Origin of the sequence: Paraburkholderia tropica, from assembly GCF_900109265.1 — a bacterium.
GTDB classification, from domain to species: domain Bacteria; phylum Pseudomonadota; class Gammaproteobacteria; order Burkholderiales; family Burkholderiaceae; genus Paraburkholderia; species Paraburkholderia tropica.
In genome coordinates this window covers 63,369-78,002 of the sequence record NZ_FNZM01000007.1, presented here as the reverse complement: position 1 = coordinate 78,002, position 14,634 = coordinate 63,369, and the positions used below count along the sequence as shown (strand labels likewise).

Below are 14,634 nucleotides of genomic sequence, written 5' to 3'. Positions count from 1 at the left end.
CCTTAGCGGCGCTGACTGCCGTAGACGGCGAACGAAAACGCCAGATAAGCCGCGAGCGTGGAAGTCATGTCGCCGACATCGGTGGTCGGATTCACTTCCGTGATTGCCATCGCCACGCAATGCGGCGCCAGCATTTCCACCATTTCGAGCGCTTCAGCCGAGCTGATGCCGCCGGGTTCGTGCGCGCCAGCGCCCGGTGCGTAAGCCGGATCGATCGCGTCGATATCGAACGAGAGGAAGATATGATCCGCGCCCTGCGTGCGCGCGAGAATGCGTTCGACGGTGGCCGCGGCACCGAGCTTGAGTACCTCGCGGGCCGACAGATGCACGAGGTCGTTATCGTGCTTGAAGCGGCCGGAAGCCGGAAAATTGAAATGCCGCTCGCAAACCTGAATGCACTGGCGCGCGTCGATGCGATCGAGTTCGAGCGCGCGACGCATGCCGCTCGACTGGCTGTAACGGCCTTGCGCCTCGCTCGAATCCATGAGGTCCAGATGCGCGTCGAAGTGCACAATCGCGATCTTGCCCGGCAGTGCGTCGTGCACGCCCTTCGCAACCGGATAAAGCAGGCTGTCGTCGCCGCCGATCACAATCGGCATGCGGCCATTGCCGAGCGATTCGCGCACCGCCGCTTCGGTCGCTGCGAACGTCGCCAGCGTATCGTTCGACACCGCCACATCGCCACGATCGACGAGCAGGTTTTCGCCGACTTCGAAAAAATCATCGGTTTCGAGGCAATAGACCTTGCCGTCCTGAATGCGCATATTGATCCAGCGCGCGGCATTTCGGACGCGCTCGGGCGCGTAGCGCGAGCCCGGATAGCCGAGCGACGACTCGCCGTCGAACGGCACGCCCCAGAGATCGCACTGCTTGAAACGTTGGGAGGACATGACGGAAACTCCTTAAAAAATAGCGTGCTTGCAACCCGGTGCTGCACGCAATACAGACGCGATGTTCACGCGATGGCGGCACGACTCACTTGAGCGCGCCGCTCAGAAACTGACGCAGCCGCTCGCTGCGCGGCGACGCGAGTACGCTGTGCGGATCGCCGCTTTCCTCGACGCGCCCCTGGTGCAGAAACACCACCTTGTTCGAGACCTGGCGCGCGAAACCCATTTCGTGGGTCACGACAATCATCGTGCGCTGTTCGGCGGCGAGATCGCGCATCACACGCAGCACTTCGCCGACGAGTTCGGGATCGAGCGCCGAAGTCGGCTCGTCGAATAACAGCACGTCGGGCTCCACGGCCAGCGCACGCGCAATCGCCACGCGCTGCTGCTGTCCGCCGGAAAGATGCGCGGGCCACGCCGCGTGCTTCTCGTAGAGGCCCACGCGCTGAAGATAATGTTCCGCGCGCTCCACCGCCTCCTGACGTTTCACACCGAGCACGCGCATTGGCGCTTCAATAAGGTTTTGCAGCACGGTCATATGCGGCCACAAATTGAAGTGCTGAAACACCATCGCGAGACGCGTGCGGACGGCACGCAATTGCGCCTTGTCGGCGCTTTCGAGATCGCCTTGGGCGTTGCGGCGCAGTTTCAGCTCCGCGCCGTTGACGTAAATTCGCCCTTCGCTTGGCTGTTCGAGCAGATTGCAGCAACGCAGCAAGGTGCTTTTTCCCGAGCCGCTGGAACCGATGATGCTAATAACGTCGCCACGTTCGGCACGTAGCGACACGCTGTCGAGCACCGTATGCGTGCCGAAGCGCTTGCCGATTCTGTCGATCAACAACGGAGACATGAAGGCCGTTCCTCAATGCGCACGCGGCGCAAGATGCCGCAACCAGCGAGATTCGGCGAGTCGAAAAAGACGCGTGAGCGCAAGCGTGAGCACGAGATACAAAGCGCCCGCCGTCACATACGGCTCGAACGAGATGTAGTAATTCATGCTGACGTAGCGCGCCACGCCGGTGATATCGAGCAGCGTGACAGTGCTGGCGATCGACGTGGCCTGCAACATCATGATGACTTCGTTGCTGTATTGCGAAAGCGCGGCGCGCAACATCGACGGCAATACGATGCGCCGATACACCAGCGCGCGGCTCATGCCGAAACTTTGCGCCGCTTCCACTTCGCCGTGATGCACGGTGCGGATCGCGCCCGCGAAGATCTCGGTGCTATAGGCGGTGGTGTTGAGCACGAACGCGAAGATCGCGCAGAACGTGGCGTTCGAAAACCACGGCCAGACCCACGAATCGCGCATCCACGCGAATTGCGCGAGCCCGTAATAGACGATGAAAAGCTGCACGAGCAGCGGCGTACCGCGCATGACGAGCGTGTAGCCCGCAACCGGCCACGCGACCCAGCGATTGCGCGACACGCGGGCGATCGCCAGCGGCACCGCGATCACGAAACTGATCAACACCGAAGCACATACGAGCCAGAGCGTGAGCAGCAGGCCGTGCAGGAACATCGGCGTGTTGAGCCAGATAAGATCCCAGTTCATGCGCGCACCTCGCGTGCGCCGACGGCGAAACGACGCCCCACATAATGCAGCGCAATCAGCGAAACGATCGTCACGATCAGATAGAACACGCCCGCCAGCACGTAGAACGTGAACGGTTCGCGCGTGGCTTCTGCTGCGCCGCGTGCGCGGAACATCAGATCGTGCAGCCCGATCAGCGACACCAGCGCCGTGCCCTTCACGAGCACGAGCCAGTTATTGGTGAAACCGGGAATCGCCAGACGTACCATCTGCGGCAACAGAATGCGGCGATACACCTGCCACGCGGTCATGCCGTAGGCGTAGCCCGCTTCGGACTGACCGCGCGGAATACGCTGGAGCGCGCCGCGAAACGTCTCGGTCATATACGCGCCGAAAATCAGTCCGAGCGTGAGCGTGCCCGCAACGAAAGGATTCAATTCGAAATTGGCGTCGCTGCCGAGCGCGGTGAGCATCTGATTGATCGCGCCCGGCAAGCTGTAAAACACGATGAACATGATGACGAGATCCGGAATACCTCGCACCACCGTCGTATAGAGCGTGGCCAACCACACCACGCGTGGCTTGCCCGACAGTTTGGCGAGCGCGCCGATCATGCCGAACGCGGTGGCGAGCACGATGGAAGCGAACGCCAGCGCGAGCGTCACCGTACCGGCTGCCAGGACCGAGCGTGTGTATTCCGCAATCATGGTCTGAATGAAAACTGAAAACGAGTAAGCGTTATTGCGTGACGTTCGAACCGGCGCCGAACCACTTGTCGTTGATCTTCTTGAGTTCGCCGTCCTTGCGCAGTTGCGCGAGCGCCGTGTTGAACTTCAGGCGCAGATCGTCGTCCTGTTTGCGCACGGCGATCGCCACACCCTCGCCCAGCGCCTGGCTGTCCTTGCCCGTGTACGCCGGACCGATCAGGCCAAAGCGCTGCGCATTTTCAGGCTTCGAGAGAAAGCTCGAATCGATCTGCGCCTGATACGAAAAGTGCAGATCGGCGCGGCCCGAAGCGAGATCGAGATACGGTTCGCTGCCCGACTCGTAGCGCTTGATCGTCGCCACATTGCCGAAACGTTGCGTGATGAAGTTGTCCATCGGCGTGCCCGTCTGCACGGCGATCGTCTTGCCCTTCAGTCCCTCGGGTGTGATCGCCAGATGTTCGCTCTTCGGGCCGACGAAGCGATAGACCGGAAATTCATAGACGTCGGTGAACGCCATCACGCGCTTGCGTTCCTCGGTGATATTGAGCGACGAGATCAGCGCGTCGTATTTCTTGCCGAGCAAACCGGGGAACATGCCGCTCCACGCCGCGTTGATGACGTTGCATTTCACCTGCATGCGATCGCAGAGCGCGTGAATCAGGTCGATGTCGTAGCCGGTGAGGCTGCCGTCGGGCGCGACGGATTCGAACGGCGGGAAGGTGGCGTCGGTGGCGACATTCACCTGGGTCCATTCTTTCGCGTGCGCGAGCGGCGCACCAAAAGTGGCGCAGGCGGCGGTAATCAGCAGTAGGCGGGCGTAGCGTTTCATCGTCGGTCTCGTGAGGTGGCTTGCTGGATGGATTTCGGGGCGGCGCATCAAGGCGCACCGCGCAGGTATTGGCGCGCTAACGGTATCGATCTGCTTAGCGGTTTCTCGCTGGAATCCGGCGTCAATTATTGCGGCGCATAAACCGCGAGTCATGTCGAAGGACGTCGTCACGGCAGCGCATTTGCGTCGCAGTTACGCGCATGACGACCGATTCCGTCGCGCCATTTAATTCGGATGACGAATCAATGACTTCGGAAAAATAAATGGAGTGCCCCATAAAAACCTTAGAACGCCAGCGTTTGCTTGATTGCTGCCAGCTCCGGGCTGCTGGCGATCTTGTCGATATGAAAGCGTGCGTTGTCGAGCCAGGTTTCGGTCAGCTCGCGGTAGTGATGCATGTCGCGGCACTCCATACGAATCAGATAATCGAACTGCCCGCTCACCAGATAGACGTCGAGCACCCACGGCGCGCTCGCGAGCGCGGCTTCGAAGGCGGTTTGCGCGGCGCGCCCGCTCTGATTCGACAGCGCCACCTGCACGAACAGCGTGAGGCACGGCGCTACGCGACGCATGTCGATCAGCGCGCCGTAACCCGCGATCACGCCCATTTTTTCGAGCTTGCGCACGCGTTCGAGGCACGGACGCGGCGTGAGATTGACGAGTTCCGAGAGCCGCTGATACGTCACGCGCCCGTCGCGACGCAACACGTCGAGAATCGCGTGGTCGATGCGGTCGAGGTTCGCGCTTTCGTGCGCGCTCGGGGCGTGTCGTCGCATGGCGGACTCGTCAGATCGGCGGCGCGATGACCCAGACCGCCACGGCGGGCTGCGTCTGCGACGGGTTGCGCCACGTGTGCGCGAGCGTCGGCGGAAACGTGAGCGTGTCGCCGGCTTTCATCGAATACAGTTCGCCGTCCACCACCATGTCGAGTTCGCCCTCCTTCAGATGCACGAAGTCGACGGCGGCGTTGAGCTTGTACGGCTCCGGGCCCGAGCCGCCGCCCGGCTCGATGACGGACAACAGCGCCATCAGATGCTCGTTGCCCACGCCCGCGATCAGATACTCGTGCATGCCCTCGCCGCCCAGGCTGATCGGCCGGCCTTCGCCCGCGCGCACGAGGTTGGTCGCGGGCGGATCGAACAGCGTGCCCGGACGCACGCCGATCGCATCGCAGACTTTAAGCAGGGTGGCGACGGACGCCGACACCGCGTCGCGCTCGAACCGGCTCAGAAACGACTTGGTCACGCCGACGCTGTTGGCCACCTGCTCGATCGAGAGTCCGCGCGCCTTGCGCAGCGTGCGCAGCCGCTCGCCAAGATTGATGTCGTCGCGCACGGGCCGCAGCGGACCCGTGGGTCGGCGCACGGCTTCGGCGAGTTCATCCTCGGCACGGATTTTCGTGGACTTCGCAGCAGTGGCGGGTTTTCGCGGCATGCGTAATGAGTCGATTCAGGAAAAGGTGTCCTGATAGTACACGAAAGTTTCCTTTGTCAAAAATAAACTCGGACGCAACTTTTGTCGCCTGATTGTCAACTTTTTGCGCATCAAGAAGGCGCATACGACGGTGTTGTATCGACAACAATATTTGTAAACATTTGCTGCATTCATCTCGCATCTATCTTACAATTGATAATGATTCGCATTCTGATGCGCGATGTACCGGCGCGCCCTTTTTCTCTAACAACAATCGACACACCATGTCTCAACGGGAATTTCACGCGCCGGGCAGCCAGCGCACCGCAGTCGCTCGCGCAGTCCACGCGCTCGTTTTCGGCGTGATCGCCACGGCCGCGCTATCGGGCGCGGCGCACGCACAAACCACCACGAAGCCGGACGACGCCTCAGCGGACGCGAACGCGGTCCTGCCCGCGGTGGTCGTCAAGAGCAGCTCGGCGCCGGGCGCGCTGCCCGCGCCTTATGCGGGCGGCCAGGTCGCGCGCGGCGGTGGGCTGGGCGTGCTGGGTACGTCCAATGTCATGGACCAGCCGTTCAGCACGACTAACTATACTGAGCAATTCATTCAGGACACGCAGGCGCGCACGATCGGCGATCTCGTGGTGAATAACGCCTCGGTGCGCACCGAACAGAGCAGCGGCGGTTTCGGCGATGTGTTCGAGATTCGTGGCTTCGCGGTGCAAGCCACCGACGTCGCGCTCAACGGTCTGTACGGCATGGTCTCGGCCGCTCGCGTGCCGGTGAATCTGCTGCAACGTGTCGAGGTGCTGCAAGGCCCCGGCTCGCTGATGTACGGCATGGGTCCGGGCGGCAGCGTCGGCGGCGCGATCAACATCGTCACCAAGCGCGCCGACGACGAACCGCTTACGCGTCTCACCGCGCTTTATCAGTCGAAAAGCCAGTTCGGCACGGCGGTGGATATTGGACGCCGCTTCGGCAGCGAAGGCCAGTTCGGCATTCGCGTGAACGGCCAGATCAAGGATGGCCAGACCGGCATCGCGCACGGCAATCAGCTTCAGGGCGATAGCTCCGTGGCGCTCGATTACCGCAGCAAACAATTCCGCTGGTCGCTCGATGCGTATAACGTTTCCGAAAACACCGACGAACTGCGCTCGCAAATTGGCTTCGGCACCGCGACGGCCGTGCCCGCCGTGCCGTCCGCGTACAACAATCTGTATCCCGGCTCGAAGCTCAAACTGCGCGACACGGCCGTGATGACGCGCGCCGAATACGACTTCAACGATCACGTGACCGTGTATGGCGCGGTGGGCGAGCATTACGGCACTTCCGAGCAGAACTTCCCGTCGGCGAGCGGCATGACGAACGACGGCGCGTTCAGCGTGCGCAACGGCTATTACGACCAATACACGCGCACGAAATCGGTGGACGCCGGGCTGCGTTTTCACTTCGACACCTTCGGCGTAAAGCACACGCTGGTCACGGGCTTCACGAGCCTGAATCAGGAAATCGGCTATTTCTACGCGCTGGGCGCAACGTCTTCGGCGGTGCCGTCGAATCTGTACAGCCCCACTCCGCTTCCGGCGATGACCACCGCGCGCGGCGACATGCAGCGCAGCAGCCAGACGCGCCTGAACAGCCAGCAGGTGATCGACACGATGTCGTTCTTCAACGACCGGCTGCTGATTACCGGCGGCTTCCGTCGACAAACGATTGGCCTCGACAACTACAACACGTCGACGGGCGCGCGCACGAGCACGCTCGATCAGCAGGCGATCACGCCACTCGCGGGCATTGTCATCAAGCCGCTGTCGAATATCTCCGTATACGGCAATTTCACATCGGGTCTGACGAACGGCGGCACCGCACCGGCCGGCACGGCGAACGCGGGTCAGGCGTTCGCGCCTTACAAGTCCAATCAATATGAAGCGGGCGTGAAAGCCGATTGGGGACGCGTGCTGACTTCGGTGTCGGTGTTCCAGATTTCGCAGCCGAATGGCGTGACGAATCCGCTCACGAACATCTACGGTTACGACGGCACGACACGCGTTCGCGGTCTCGAACTGGCCGCGTACGGCGAGGTGTTCCGCAATCTGCGTCTGATGGCGAGCGCGACGTTCTACGATCCGAAACTCCAGGGCACCGCGGGCGGCACGAACGACGGCCACGATCCGGCGGGTGTGCCCAAATTCGCCTTCAATCTCGGCGCCGATTACGATCTGCCGTGGATTCCGGGCCTGAGCGTGAACGGCCGCATCATTCATACGGGCGCGCAGTATTACAACGCGACGAATACGCTGCGTCTGCCGGCGTGGACGCGTTATGACGTCGGCGTGCGTTACGGCATGCAGGTGCTCGGCAAGGACGTGGTGCTGCGTGCGAATGTCGAGAATCTGTTCGGCAGCCGCTACTGGATTCAGCAAGGCACGTATGTGACGAATGCCGCGCCGCGCACGTTGCTGATGTCGGCGGAATTCAACTTCTAAAGCGCGTTCGGCGCGTCTTACCGAACCGCTTGCGGGGGCATGGCTTCGCGCTCATAGCGCAGGTCATAGCCCCGTTTCTTTAGCGCAATGCGCGCAAAGCCGAGTTCGCCAAGATGCATCCCGGCGACTAACAACCCTTCCGAACTGACCACGTCCAGCAAACGCGAACGCGTGCTCGCCGCGAGCGAAGCATCCTGATCGAATGCGATCGACACATCGGGACGCTGAATCTGAATATGCGGAAAATGCACCACGTCGCCCCAGATCAGCAGACTGCGTTCGCGCGCTTCGACAATATAGCCCGTATGCCCTTCCGTATGCCCCGGTAGCGGCATCGCGCGGATGCCGGGCAGCACTTCGCCGGCGTCGAACGTGCGGATATCGCCATAGGCGTCGAATACGCGGCGCGCGATTTCGAAGTTTCCGCGCGCGCGTTCGCTGGCGCGTGCCAGATTCGCATCGTCTTGCCAGAAGCGAATTTCTCGCGTGTTCACCACGAGTTCAGCGTTGGGAAAAACCATGCGTCCATCGGCATTCACCAGCCCGCCGACATGATCAGGGTGCGCGTGCGTGAGCAGAATGGTGTCGATCGCCGACGGCTCGATACCGGCAAGCAACAGGTTATCTTGAAGGCGTCCGCCCCATTGCTTGATGCCGCCAGCGCCGCCGTCGACAAGAATGGTTCGCCCGGCTCCACGTAACACATAGCAATTGATATGCACGGCAGTCGGCGTTTGCTCACCGGCGTCGCGCTGCATTGTCGACGCTTCGGTCGCGTCGATATTCGAAAGGAAATCGAGGCTGGCATTGAGATAGCCGTCGCTGATGGCGTGGATCGTGAAATCGCCTGCTTGATGACTGGGAAAAGATTGCGTGGACATCCTGATTCTCCAGACTGCCTAATTGCGTGCGTGAATCGTCGAAGCCGCATAGCCAAAACAACGAATACGCGCCTTGAGGCCGGTACGCCGGGTAATCGCGCCGTCGAGACTTTCCATGAAGCGGTCCATGACCGCTGCAGTACGAAACGCGTTGAGCCGATACTGGATTTCCGCGAAAACGGGTTGACCGTATCCATTCCGAACGGCGGAATAAATCACGTGAACATTGCCGATTTCCACTTCGAGTTTCTCGGTGCAGAGTTCGACGCAATCGCGCGACAGTTCGCCAAGCTGCGCATCGGACGGCATCCGGTCCGCGCGAATATGGAAAGTCAGGTTGGGCATCGCGATGCTCAGTCTTTCTGGCCGGACGATATCGCACGCGCGCTGGTCAATTGATCGGCCATCGGTGCGTAAAGATAGATGCCTGCGGGCAAATCCTCCGCGCGCGGCGCATTGCTCCGAGGCAGCACCGCGAGCCAGCGCTTCTCCGGAAACTTCTCCAGGGCCACGGCCTGCATCGCCAAGGGTTTCAGGCCCAACTGAATCAGCGGATCCGGGCCGATTGCGCTAAGCACGAGCCATTCATCGGCTTTCACTGCGGGCGCGAGGCCAATATCGCTGTAGAGATTCCGGTGCCAGTCCGTAATGTGTTGCTGCCACTTCGCGAAATTGCCGCCGCCTTTCTGGCGATATTCCTCGCTCGTCAACACGTCGAGACTGTCGACCGTGTGCATGGCGAGATAAACCGGGCAACCCGCGCTCATCGCCTTGAATCGTTGTGAGCTGCGAAAGCCGGTCACCGAAATGAGCGCGGGCAATTTGTCGAGGCTATAAAAGGCGTTCCACTCGGCCTCGCTATGCGGATCGGCGAAACTGCATTCCACGGTGTAGATCATCGGTTGGTCCTTCGAAACGGATTAGCGTGCGCGCATTCATTGCGGTTTGGTAATGGTAATCTGGGGTCTGCCGCATAGATAACGAAATAAAGTCAGCCTTCAATGACATTTAATCAAGCTGACGATCAACACCCTCAGCACGCTAGAACGGAGAGAACCTCAGTGCGCCGCAAGATTCCCAGCCATTCCGCGCTACTCGCTTTCGAAGCCGCAGCCCGACACGGCAGCTTCGCCCGCGCCGCCGAAGAACTGGCGCTCACCGAAGGCGCGATCAGCCGCCAGATCGCCCGGCTGGAAACATTTCTGGGCGTGTCGCTGTTTAAACGCGTGGGTAATCGCGTTCGGCTCGCGCCCAATGGCACGCGCTACGCGGCGCAGGTCCGGGAGATTCTCGATCGGCTGGAGCGCGACAGTCTGTATCTGATGGGGCAACCGGCCGAAGGCGCCAGCATCGATATCGCGGCCATTCCGACTTTCGCCACGCGCTGGCTGATTCCCCGCCTCAAGCGTTTTCAGCAGCGCCACCCGAATGTGACCGTGCATATCGCCGAATGCATGGAGCCTTTTCTGCTCGCAGGCAGTGGTTTCGACGCCGCGATTCATTTCGATCACCCTGCGTGGGCGGGCATGCATCGACATCATTTGCTGGAAGAAGTGCTGGTGCCGGTGTGCAGTCCGGTGCTGCTCGCGGAGGCGGGTGACAACGCGTCGCTCGATGCGATGCCGCGCCTGCATAGACGGCAGAATCCGGATGCGTGGCAGGTCTACGCGCAAGCGTCCGGCATCGAGCTGACGAATTCGGCGATTGGCGCCCGCTACGATCTGCATGCGATGCTGATCGAGGCCGCGCTTGCGGGCCTCGGCGTAGCGCTGGTGCCGCGTCTGTATATCGGCGCGGAGCTGGCCGAAGGCCGTCTGGTTGCGCCGTGGCCCGACGCCGGGAGTGTGGCGAAAAACTTTTGCCTCGTACTTCCCGAGCCGATCGAATCGAGTGACGGGCCGCTCCAGGCATTTGCACACTGGCTGCTTGAAGAAGCCCGAGGCGTGGCGATGGAAAACCACGCTTGAAAACCATGATTGAAAACCGCGATCGGAACGCTTATTAAAAGTGATGCGCTGTTAATAAGCGCGTTCGCCGCCCATGCGCGCAATCAACGGCACCACTAGAACCGCTACGACAGCAATAGCCGCCGCCACGTAACCAATATCGGCTACGCCGAGCTTATTGATCGTCAGACCGCCGATGATCGCACCGAGTCCAATCCCGGCATTCGCCATCGACACATTCAGCGTGCCAGCCAGCGCTTGTGAATGCGCCGCCGCCCGCATCACCCGAACCTGACAAATCGGGTAAAGCGCGGTATTCGCCAGCCCCCATACGCCGAGAGCGATCACGAGCATGAACGCATTGCCGATCAACAGCGTCGATGCTGCCATGCCGACTGCCAGCACGAGCGCCGCGATGAACGTCGCGCGCAACGGGTCCTTGCCGACCATATGTCCGCCGATCCAGTTGCCCGCGAGCCCCACGACGCCGAAGCCCATCAGCCACCAGCCCACGGCGTGACGGGGAATGTGCGCCACGCGTTCGAGCAGATCGGCGAGATACGTATAAGACGTGAACATCGCCGTAAAAACGAAAACTGAAAGAACGAGATTGGCGAGAAATACCGGATTCCTGAGAATGCGCATTTGATGGGCAAGTTCAAGGCGCGCCGGTTTTTGAAGCACAGGCATCACGAACAACAGCAGCACCGCCATGGCCAGCGAAAGCGCGGCAAGAATCCAGAACGTACCGCGCCACCCCACGGCATTGCCGACGAGCGTGCCAACCGGTATGCCGAACACCATCGCCGCCGCAATGCCCATATAGACGTTGGAAACCGCTTTACCGCTACGCGCCGGACCCGCAAGTTGTGCAGCGGTTTCGCTCGACGTGCCCCAGAAAACCGGCAGCGCGAGCGCGGGCAACACGCGCCCCAAGGCCAAGATCCAGACGTTCGATGCCATCGCGACGAGCGCATTCGAAAACGCAAAGAGAAACAGCAGCGCGACGAATAACTTCTTTCGGTCGACATGCGAAACGAGCCCGGTAAGCACCGGCCCGAATAACATCACCGTGAAAGCAAACAGCGTGACCAGACGGCCCGCGTTGGCAATGGACAAACCGAAATCGCGCGCGATACCCGGCAGCAATCCGACGATGATGAATTCCGTCGTGACAATCACGAATGCCGAAATAGCCAGCAGCAGCACGGCCAGCGCGCCGTGTGCGGGCGCCGTTCCGTGTTGGGCCGATGTTGTACGCGACGTGGTGGACACGAGCACCTCCAGTTTCAAGGCCTCGAAATCTATCATTGACGCACCAGAAAGTCGTGCGGCAATATTTCAATCGATTGTTTCCATCGAGTCCACAATAAGGGGTTGCCGTGTTGCCCACCGAGCGCCTGAAAGGCATCGAAGCCTTTGTCGCCGCTGCGGAGTCAGGCAGTTTTACCGCCGCCGCCGACCGCCTCAATCTCACGACATCGGCCATCAGCAAAGCCGTCGCCCGGCTGGAATCGCGCCTGGATTGCAAGCTGTTCACGCGCACCACGCGCCGTCTCGCGCTGACCGATGAAGGCACCGCGTTCTACGCCACCTGTTCGAGCGTGCTCAAAGAGCTTGCCGATGCCGAAGCCGTTCTCGCGGCACATGGATCGGAGCCGATCGGGCGCCTGCGCATCGATCTTCCGGTCGCGTTTGGACGATTCCGCGTCATGCCCGTGCTGCTGCGCTACGCGCAGCACTATCCGGCGGTGACGCCGCGCGTCACGTTCACCGATCGGTTCGTCGACGTGATTGAAGAAGGAATTGATATTGCGGTGCGTATCGGCGTCGCGCAAAACGGACCCGATGGTCTCGCGCGCCGACACCTCGGCACGGAGCGCCTGATTTTCTGCGCGTCGCCGGCGTATCTGAAACGTTGTGGCGTGCCGCGCGATATTGAATCGCTGATGCAACTCGACCGCGTGTTATACGGGCGCGCGGATGGCGGTATTTCCGCCTGGCGATTTAGCGAAAACGCAGGGGCCGAGCACCGCGACCGGCCTGGTCGGATGGTACTCGGCAGCGCGGAAGCGCAGGTCGAAGCGGTGAAATCCGGACTCGGCGTCGCGCAACTGGCAACGTGGCTGATCCGGCACGAACTGGACAGCGGCGAGCTGGTCGAGATTCTGCCCGAGCATGCGACCGAAGGCTTGCCGCTTTATCTCGTCTGGCCAGCGAGCCGGCAACTGATTCCGAAAGTGGACGCGCTGTTAAAACTTCTCACGAATGAATTACGTATCGATTAATCGACGTAAAACACCGCGGACGATTGCAGCCCGTTAAGCCGCCATCGTCTGATTTGCGTAATCACGCACGCGCAAGACGAAACACCGACACCGCTTCGCGCATGCGCTGCGATTGCGCTTCCAGCGCCCCCGCCGCAGCGGCCGCTTCTTCCACGAGCGCCGCATTCTGCTGCGTCACCTGATCCATCTGGCTCACCGCATGACCGACCTGTTCGATGCCGTCGCTTTGCTCGGCCGTGGCCGTCGTGATTTCGCCCATCAGCGTCGCCACATTACGCACGGCGCCGACGATTTCGCCCATCGTATTGCCGGCCTCCGTCACGAGCGCATTGCCGCTTTCCACACGGTTGATCGACTGGCCAATCAGTTCCTTGATATCGCGTGCCGCGCCTGCGCTACGCTGTGCGAGCGTGCGAACCTCGCCGGCCACCACGGCGAAACCGCGCCCCTGTTCGCCTGCGCGCGCCGATTCCACCGCGGCATTGAGCGCAAGAATGTTGGTCTGGAAAGCGATGCTGTCGATCATGCCCGTGATCTCGGCGATCTTTTTCGAACTCGCGCTGATCTCCGCCATCGTGCGCACGGCGCGGCTCACCACGTCGCCGCCCTGCTGCGCGAGATCGGCCGCGCCGCCCGCGAGCGTACTGGCTTCGCGAGCATGCTCGGCGTTCTGGCGCACCGTCGACGTCAGTTGCTCCATGCTCGCCGCCGTTTCTTCGAGCGACGCCGACTGCTGTTCCGTGCGGCTCGACAGATCGAGATTGCCTGCCGCGATTTCGCGCGCGGCCGTATGGATCGCTTCGCAACTATCGCGCACGCCGGCCACCGTCTGCGTGAGCCCCGACTTCATGCGTTGCATCGCCGCGAACAGCAGACCGATTTCGTTGCCGCTCGCTTGCGGCACCTGCACCGTGAGGTCGTTCGAGGCGATGCGATCGAGTACGTCCGCCGCGAGCGCGAGCGGCTGCGACACCACGCGGCGCAGCGCGAAATGCGTGGCGACGATCAGCGCCATCGCGAGACTCACGCCCAGCACCACCATACCGACGATCCACTGATACTGCGTGTTGGCGTTCGCGAGGCCGGTTTCGGAAAGCTGATTGGCCAGTTGCTGAAATTGCTCGACATTGGCCGAATAGGCCGCACCCGATGACGTGATCGCGCTGTCGTTGAGCGTAGCGTACGCGCCGGTATCGCCGCTCGCGAGCGCATCGCGGGCACGCGCGAGATTCGTCGCGAGTTGCCCCGACGAATCGATCAGGCTTGCCTTGAGCGTTGCGTCCATGCCGTCGAACGGCACGGCCTTCTGAAACGCCTGCGTTTCGCTCGCGGATAGATCCAGCGTGCGCTGTGCGCTCTTGAGCGCGGCGTCGCGTCCGGCCGTATCGTTGCGCTCCTTGAGCGCGGTGTAGGCGCGCATCAGCGCCGAACGCGTGCGCGCGGTGTCCTTGTAGGCATCGTTGACGAGAATGGTTTGGCGCGCCATTTCCCGCAACGATTGCGTATTGCCATTCGCGCTATGCAGCGCAGTGATGCCCATCAGCCCGCCCAGCAGAATCATCGTCGAGAAGATGGCGAGGACAGCCAGCAGGCTGGCCCGTACGGTTACATTGCGCATGCTGCGGGTGCCGGCGGTGGCCGATTGGTCGTTGAGATATTT

Annotated in this window: 15 protein-coding genes; 4 read left to right on the top strand and 11 right to left on the bottom strand. The window is 61.5% G+C overall.

The window, feature by feature from the left end:
• Window positions 1-2 precede the first annotated feature (2 nt).
• The 7 genes from BMY06_RS12780 to BMY06_RS12750 all read right to left on the bottom strand — a co-directional run bounded on the left by BMY06_RS12780 (window position 3) and on the right by BMY06_RS12750 (window position 5,394).
• Window positions 3-890 carry an arginase family protein gene (locus BMY06_RS12780; protein WP_074983493.1) on the bottom strand — a complete coding sequence of 296 codons (888 nt, stop codon included), beginning with the start codon at window positions 888-890 and terminating at the stop codon, window positions 3-5.
• 85 nt (window positions 891-975) lie between these two features.
• The gene (locus BMY06_RS12775; protein ID WP_065062492.1) at window positions 976-1,740 is read right to left on the bottom strand and encodes an ABC transporter ATP-binding protein; all 765 of its coding nucleotides are present in this window, start codon (window positions 1,738-1,740) and stop codon (window positions 976-978) included.
• Between the two features lie 12 nt (window positions 1,741-1,752).
• Window positions 1,753-2,445, bottom strand: coding sequence for an ABC transporter permease (locus BMY06_RS12770; protein ID WP_074983491.1), 693 nt, complete (start codon window positions 2,443-2,445; stop codon window positions 1,753-1,755).
• The gene (locus BMY06_RS12765) at window positions 2,442-3,131 is read right to left on the bottom strand and encodes an ABC transporter permease (protein WP_074983490.1); all 690 of its coding nucleotides are present in this window, start codon (window positions 3,129-3,131) and stop codon (window positions 2,442-2,444) included. Before BMY06_RS12765 ends, BMY06_RS12770 begins: the two co-directional genes overlap by 4 nt.
• A gap of 31 nt (window positions 3,132-3,162) precedes the next feature.
• Complete coding sequence (locus BMY06_RS12760; protein WP_074983488.1) at window positions 3,163-3,960, bottom strand: transporter substrate-binding domain-containing protein; 798 nt, start codon at window positions 3,958-3,960, stop codon at window positions 3,163-3,165.
• A gap of 284 nt (window positions 3,961-4,244) precedes the next feature.
• Window positions 4,245-4,736 (bottom strand): Lrp/AsnC family transcriptional regulator, encoded by a 492-nt coding sequence (locus BMY06_RS12755; protein ID WP_074983486.1) that lies wholly within the window; start codon window positions 4,734-4,736, stop codon window positions 4,245-4,247.
• A gap of 10 nt (window positions 4,737-4,746) precedes the next feature.
• Entirely contained in the window at window positions 4,747-5,394 is a 648-nt protein-coding gene (locus tag BMY06_RS12750; RefSeq protein WP_080180517.1) for a helix-turn-helix domain-containing protein, read from the bottom strand.
• A 263-nt stretch (window positions 5,395-5,657) separates the two neighbouring features.
• Here BMY06_RS12750 and BMY06_RS12745 point away from each other — a divergent pair, with 263 nt between their 5' ends.
• Window positions 5,658-7,859 carry a TonB-dependent receptor gene (locus BMY06_RS12745; RefSeq protein WP_074983485.1) on the top strand — a complete coding sequence of 734 codons (2,202 nt, stop codon included), beginning with the start codon at window positions 5,658-5,660 and terminating at the stop codon, window positions 7,857-7,859.
• Window positions 7,860-7,876: 17 nt separating this feature from the next.
• On the opposite strand, the gene BMY06_RS12740 is transcribed toward BMY06_RS12745, so the two are convergent.
• The gene (locus tag BMY06_RS12740) at window positions 7,877-8,617 is read right to left on the bottom strand and encodes an MBL fold metallo-hydrolase (RefSeq protein ID WP_390970813.1); all 741 of its coding nucleotides are present in this window, start codon (window positions 8,615-8,617) and stop codon (window positions 7,877-7,879) included.
• On the opposite strand from BMY06_RS12740, the gene BMY06_RS40640 reads away from it, so the two are divergent.
• On the top strand, window positions 8,594-9,139 hold the full coding sequence (locus tag BMY06_RS40640; RefSeq protein ID WP_390970811.1) for a hypothetical protein: 546 nt from the start codon (window positions 8,594-8,596) through the stop codon (window positions 9,137-9,139). The two genes, BMY06_RS12740 and BMY06_RS40640, sit on opposite strands and share 24 nt — an antisense overlap.
• Here BMY06_RS40640 and BMY06_RS12730 read toward each other — a convergent pair.
• Window positions 9,094-9,639: a sugar ABC transporter gene (locus BMY06_RS12730; RefSeq protein WP_074983480.1), complete on the bottom strand. Its 546-nt coding sequence runs from the start codon at window positions 9,637-9,639 to the stop codon at window positions 9,094-9,096. The genes BMY06_RS40640 and BMY06_RS12730 overlap by 46 nt on opposite strands.
• A gap of 162 nt (window positions 9,640-9,801) precedes the next feature.
• On the opposite strand from BMY06_RS12730, the gene BMY06_RS12725 reads away from it, so the two are divergent.
• Window positions 9,802-10,707: a LysR substrate-binding domain-containing protein gene (locus BMY06_RS12725; RefSeq protein WP_074983478.1), complete on the top strand. Its 906-nt coding sequence runs from the start codon at window positions 9,802-9,804 to the stop codon at window positions 10,705-10,707.
• A 51-nt stretch (window positions 10,708-10,758) separates the two neighbouring features.
• Here the strand turns inward: BMY06_RS12725 and BMY06_RS12720 are convergent, their stop codons facing one another.
• The gene (locus BMY06_RS12720; protein WP_390970943.1) at window positions 10,759-11,889 is read right to left on the bottom strand and encodes an MFS transporter; all 1,131 of its coding nucleotides are present in this window, start codon (window positions 11,887-11,889) and stop codon (window positions 10,759-10,761) included.
• Window positions 11,890-12,068: 179 nt separating this feature from the next.
• On the opposite strand from BMY06_RS12720, the gene BMY06_RS12715 reads away from it, so the two are divergent.
• The gene (locus tag BMY06_RS12715) at window positions 12,069-12,974 is read left to right on the top strand and encodes a LysR family transcriptional regulator (protein WP_074983477.1); all 906 of its coding nucleotides are present in this window, start codon (window positions 12,069-12,071) and stop codon (window positions 12,972-12,974) included.
• Window positions 12,975-13,035: 61 nt separating this feature from the next.
• Here BMY06_RS12715 and BMY06_RS12710 read toward each other — a convergent pair whose 3' ends face one another.
• Window positions 13,036-14,592 carry a methyl-accepting chemotaxis protein gene (locus BMY06_RS12710; protein ID WP_074983475.1) on the bottom strand — a complete coding sequence of 519 codons (1,557 nt, stop codon included), beginning with the start codon at window positions 14,590-14,592 and terminating at the stop codon, window positions 13,036-13,038.
• Between the last annotated feature and the right edge of the window lie 42 nt (window positions 14,593-14,634).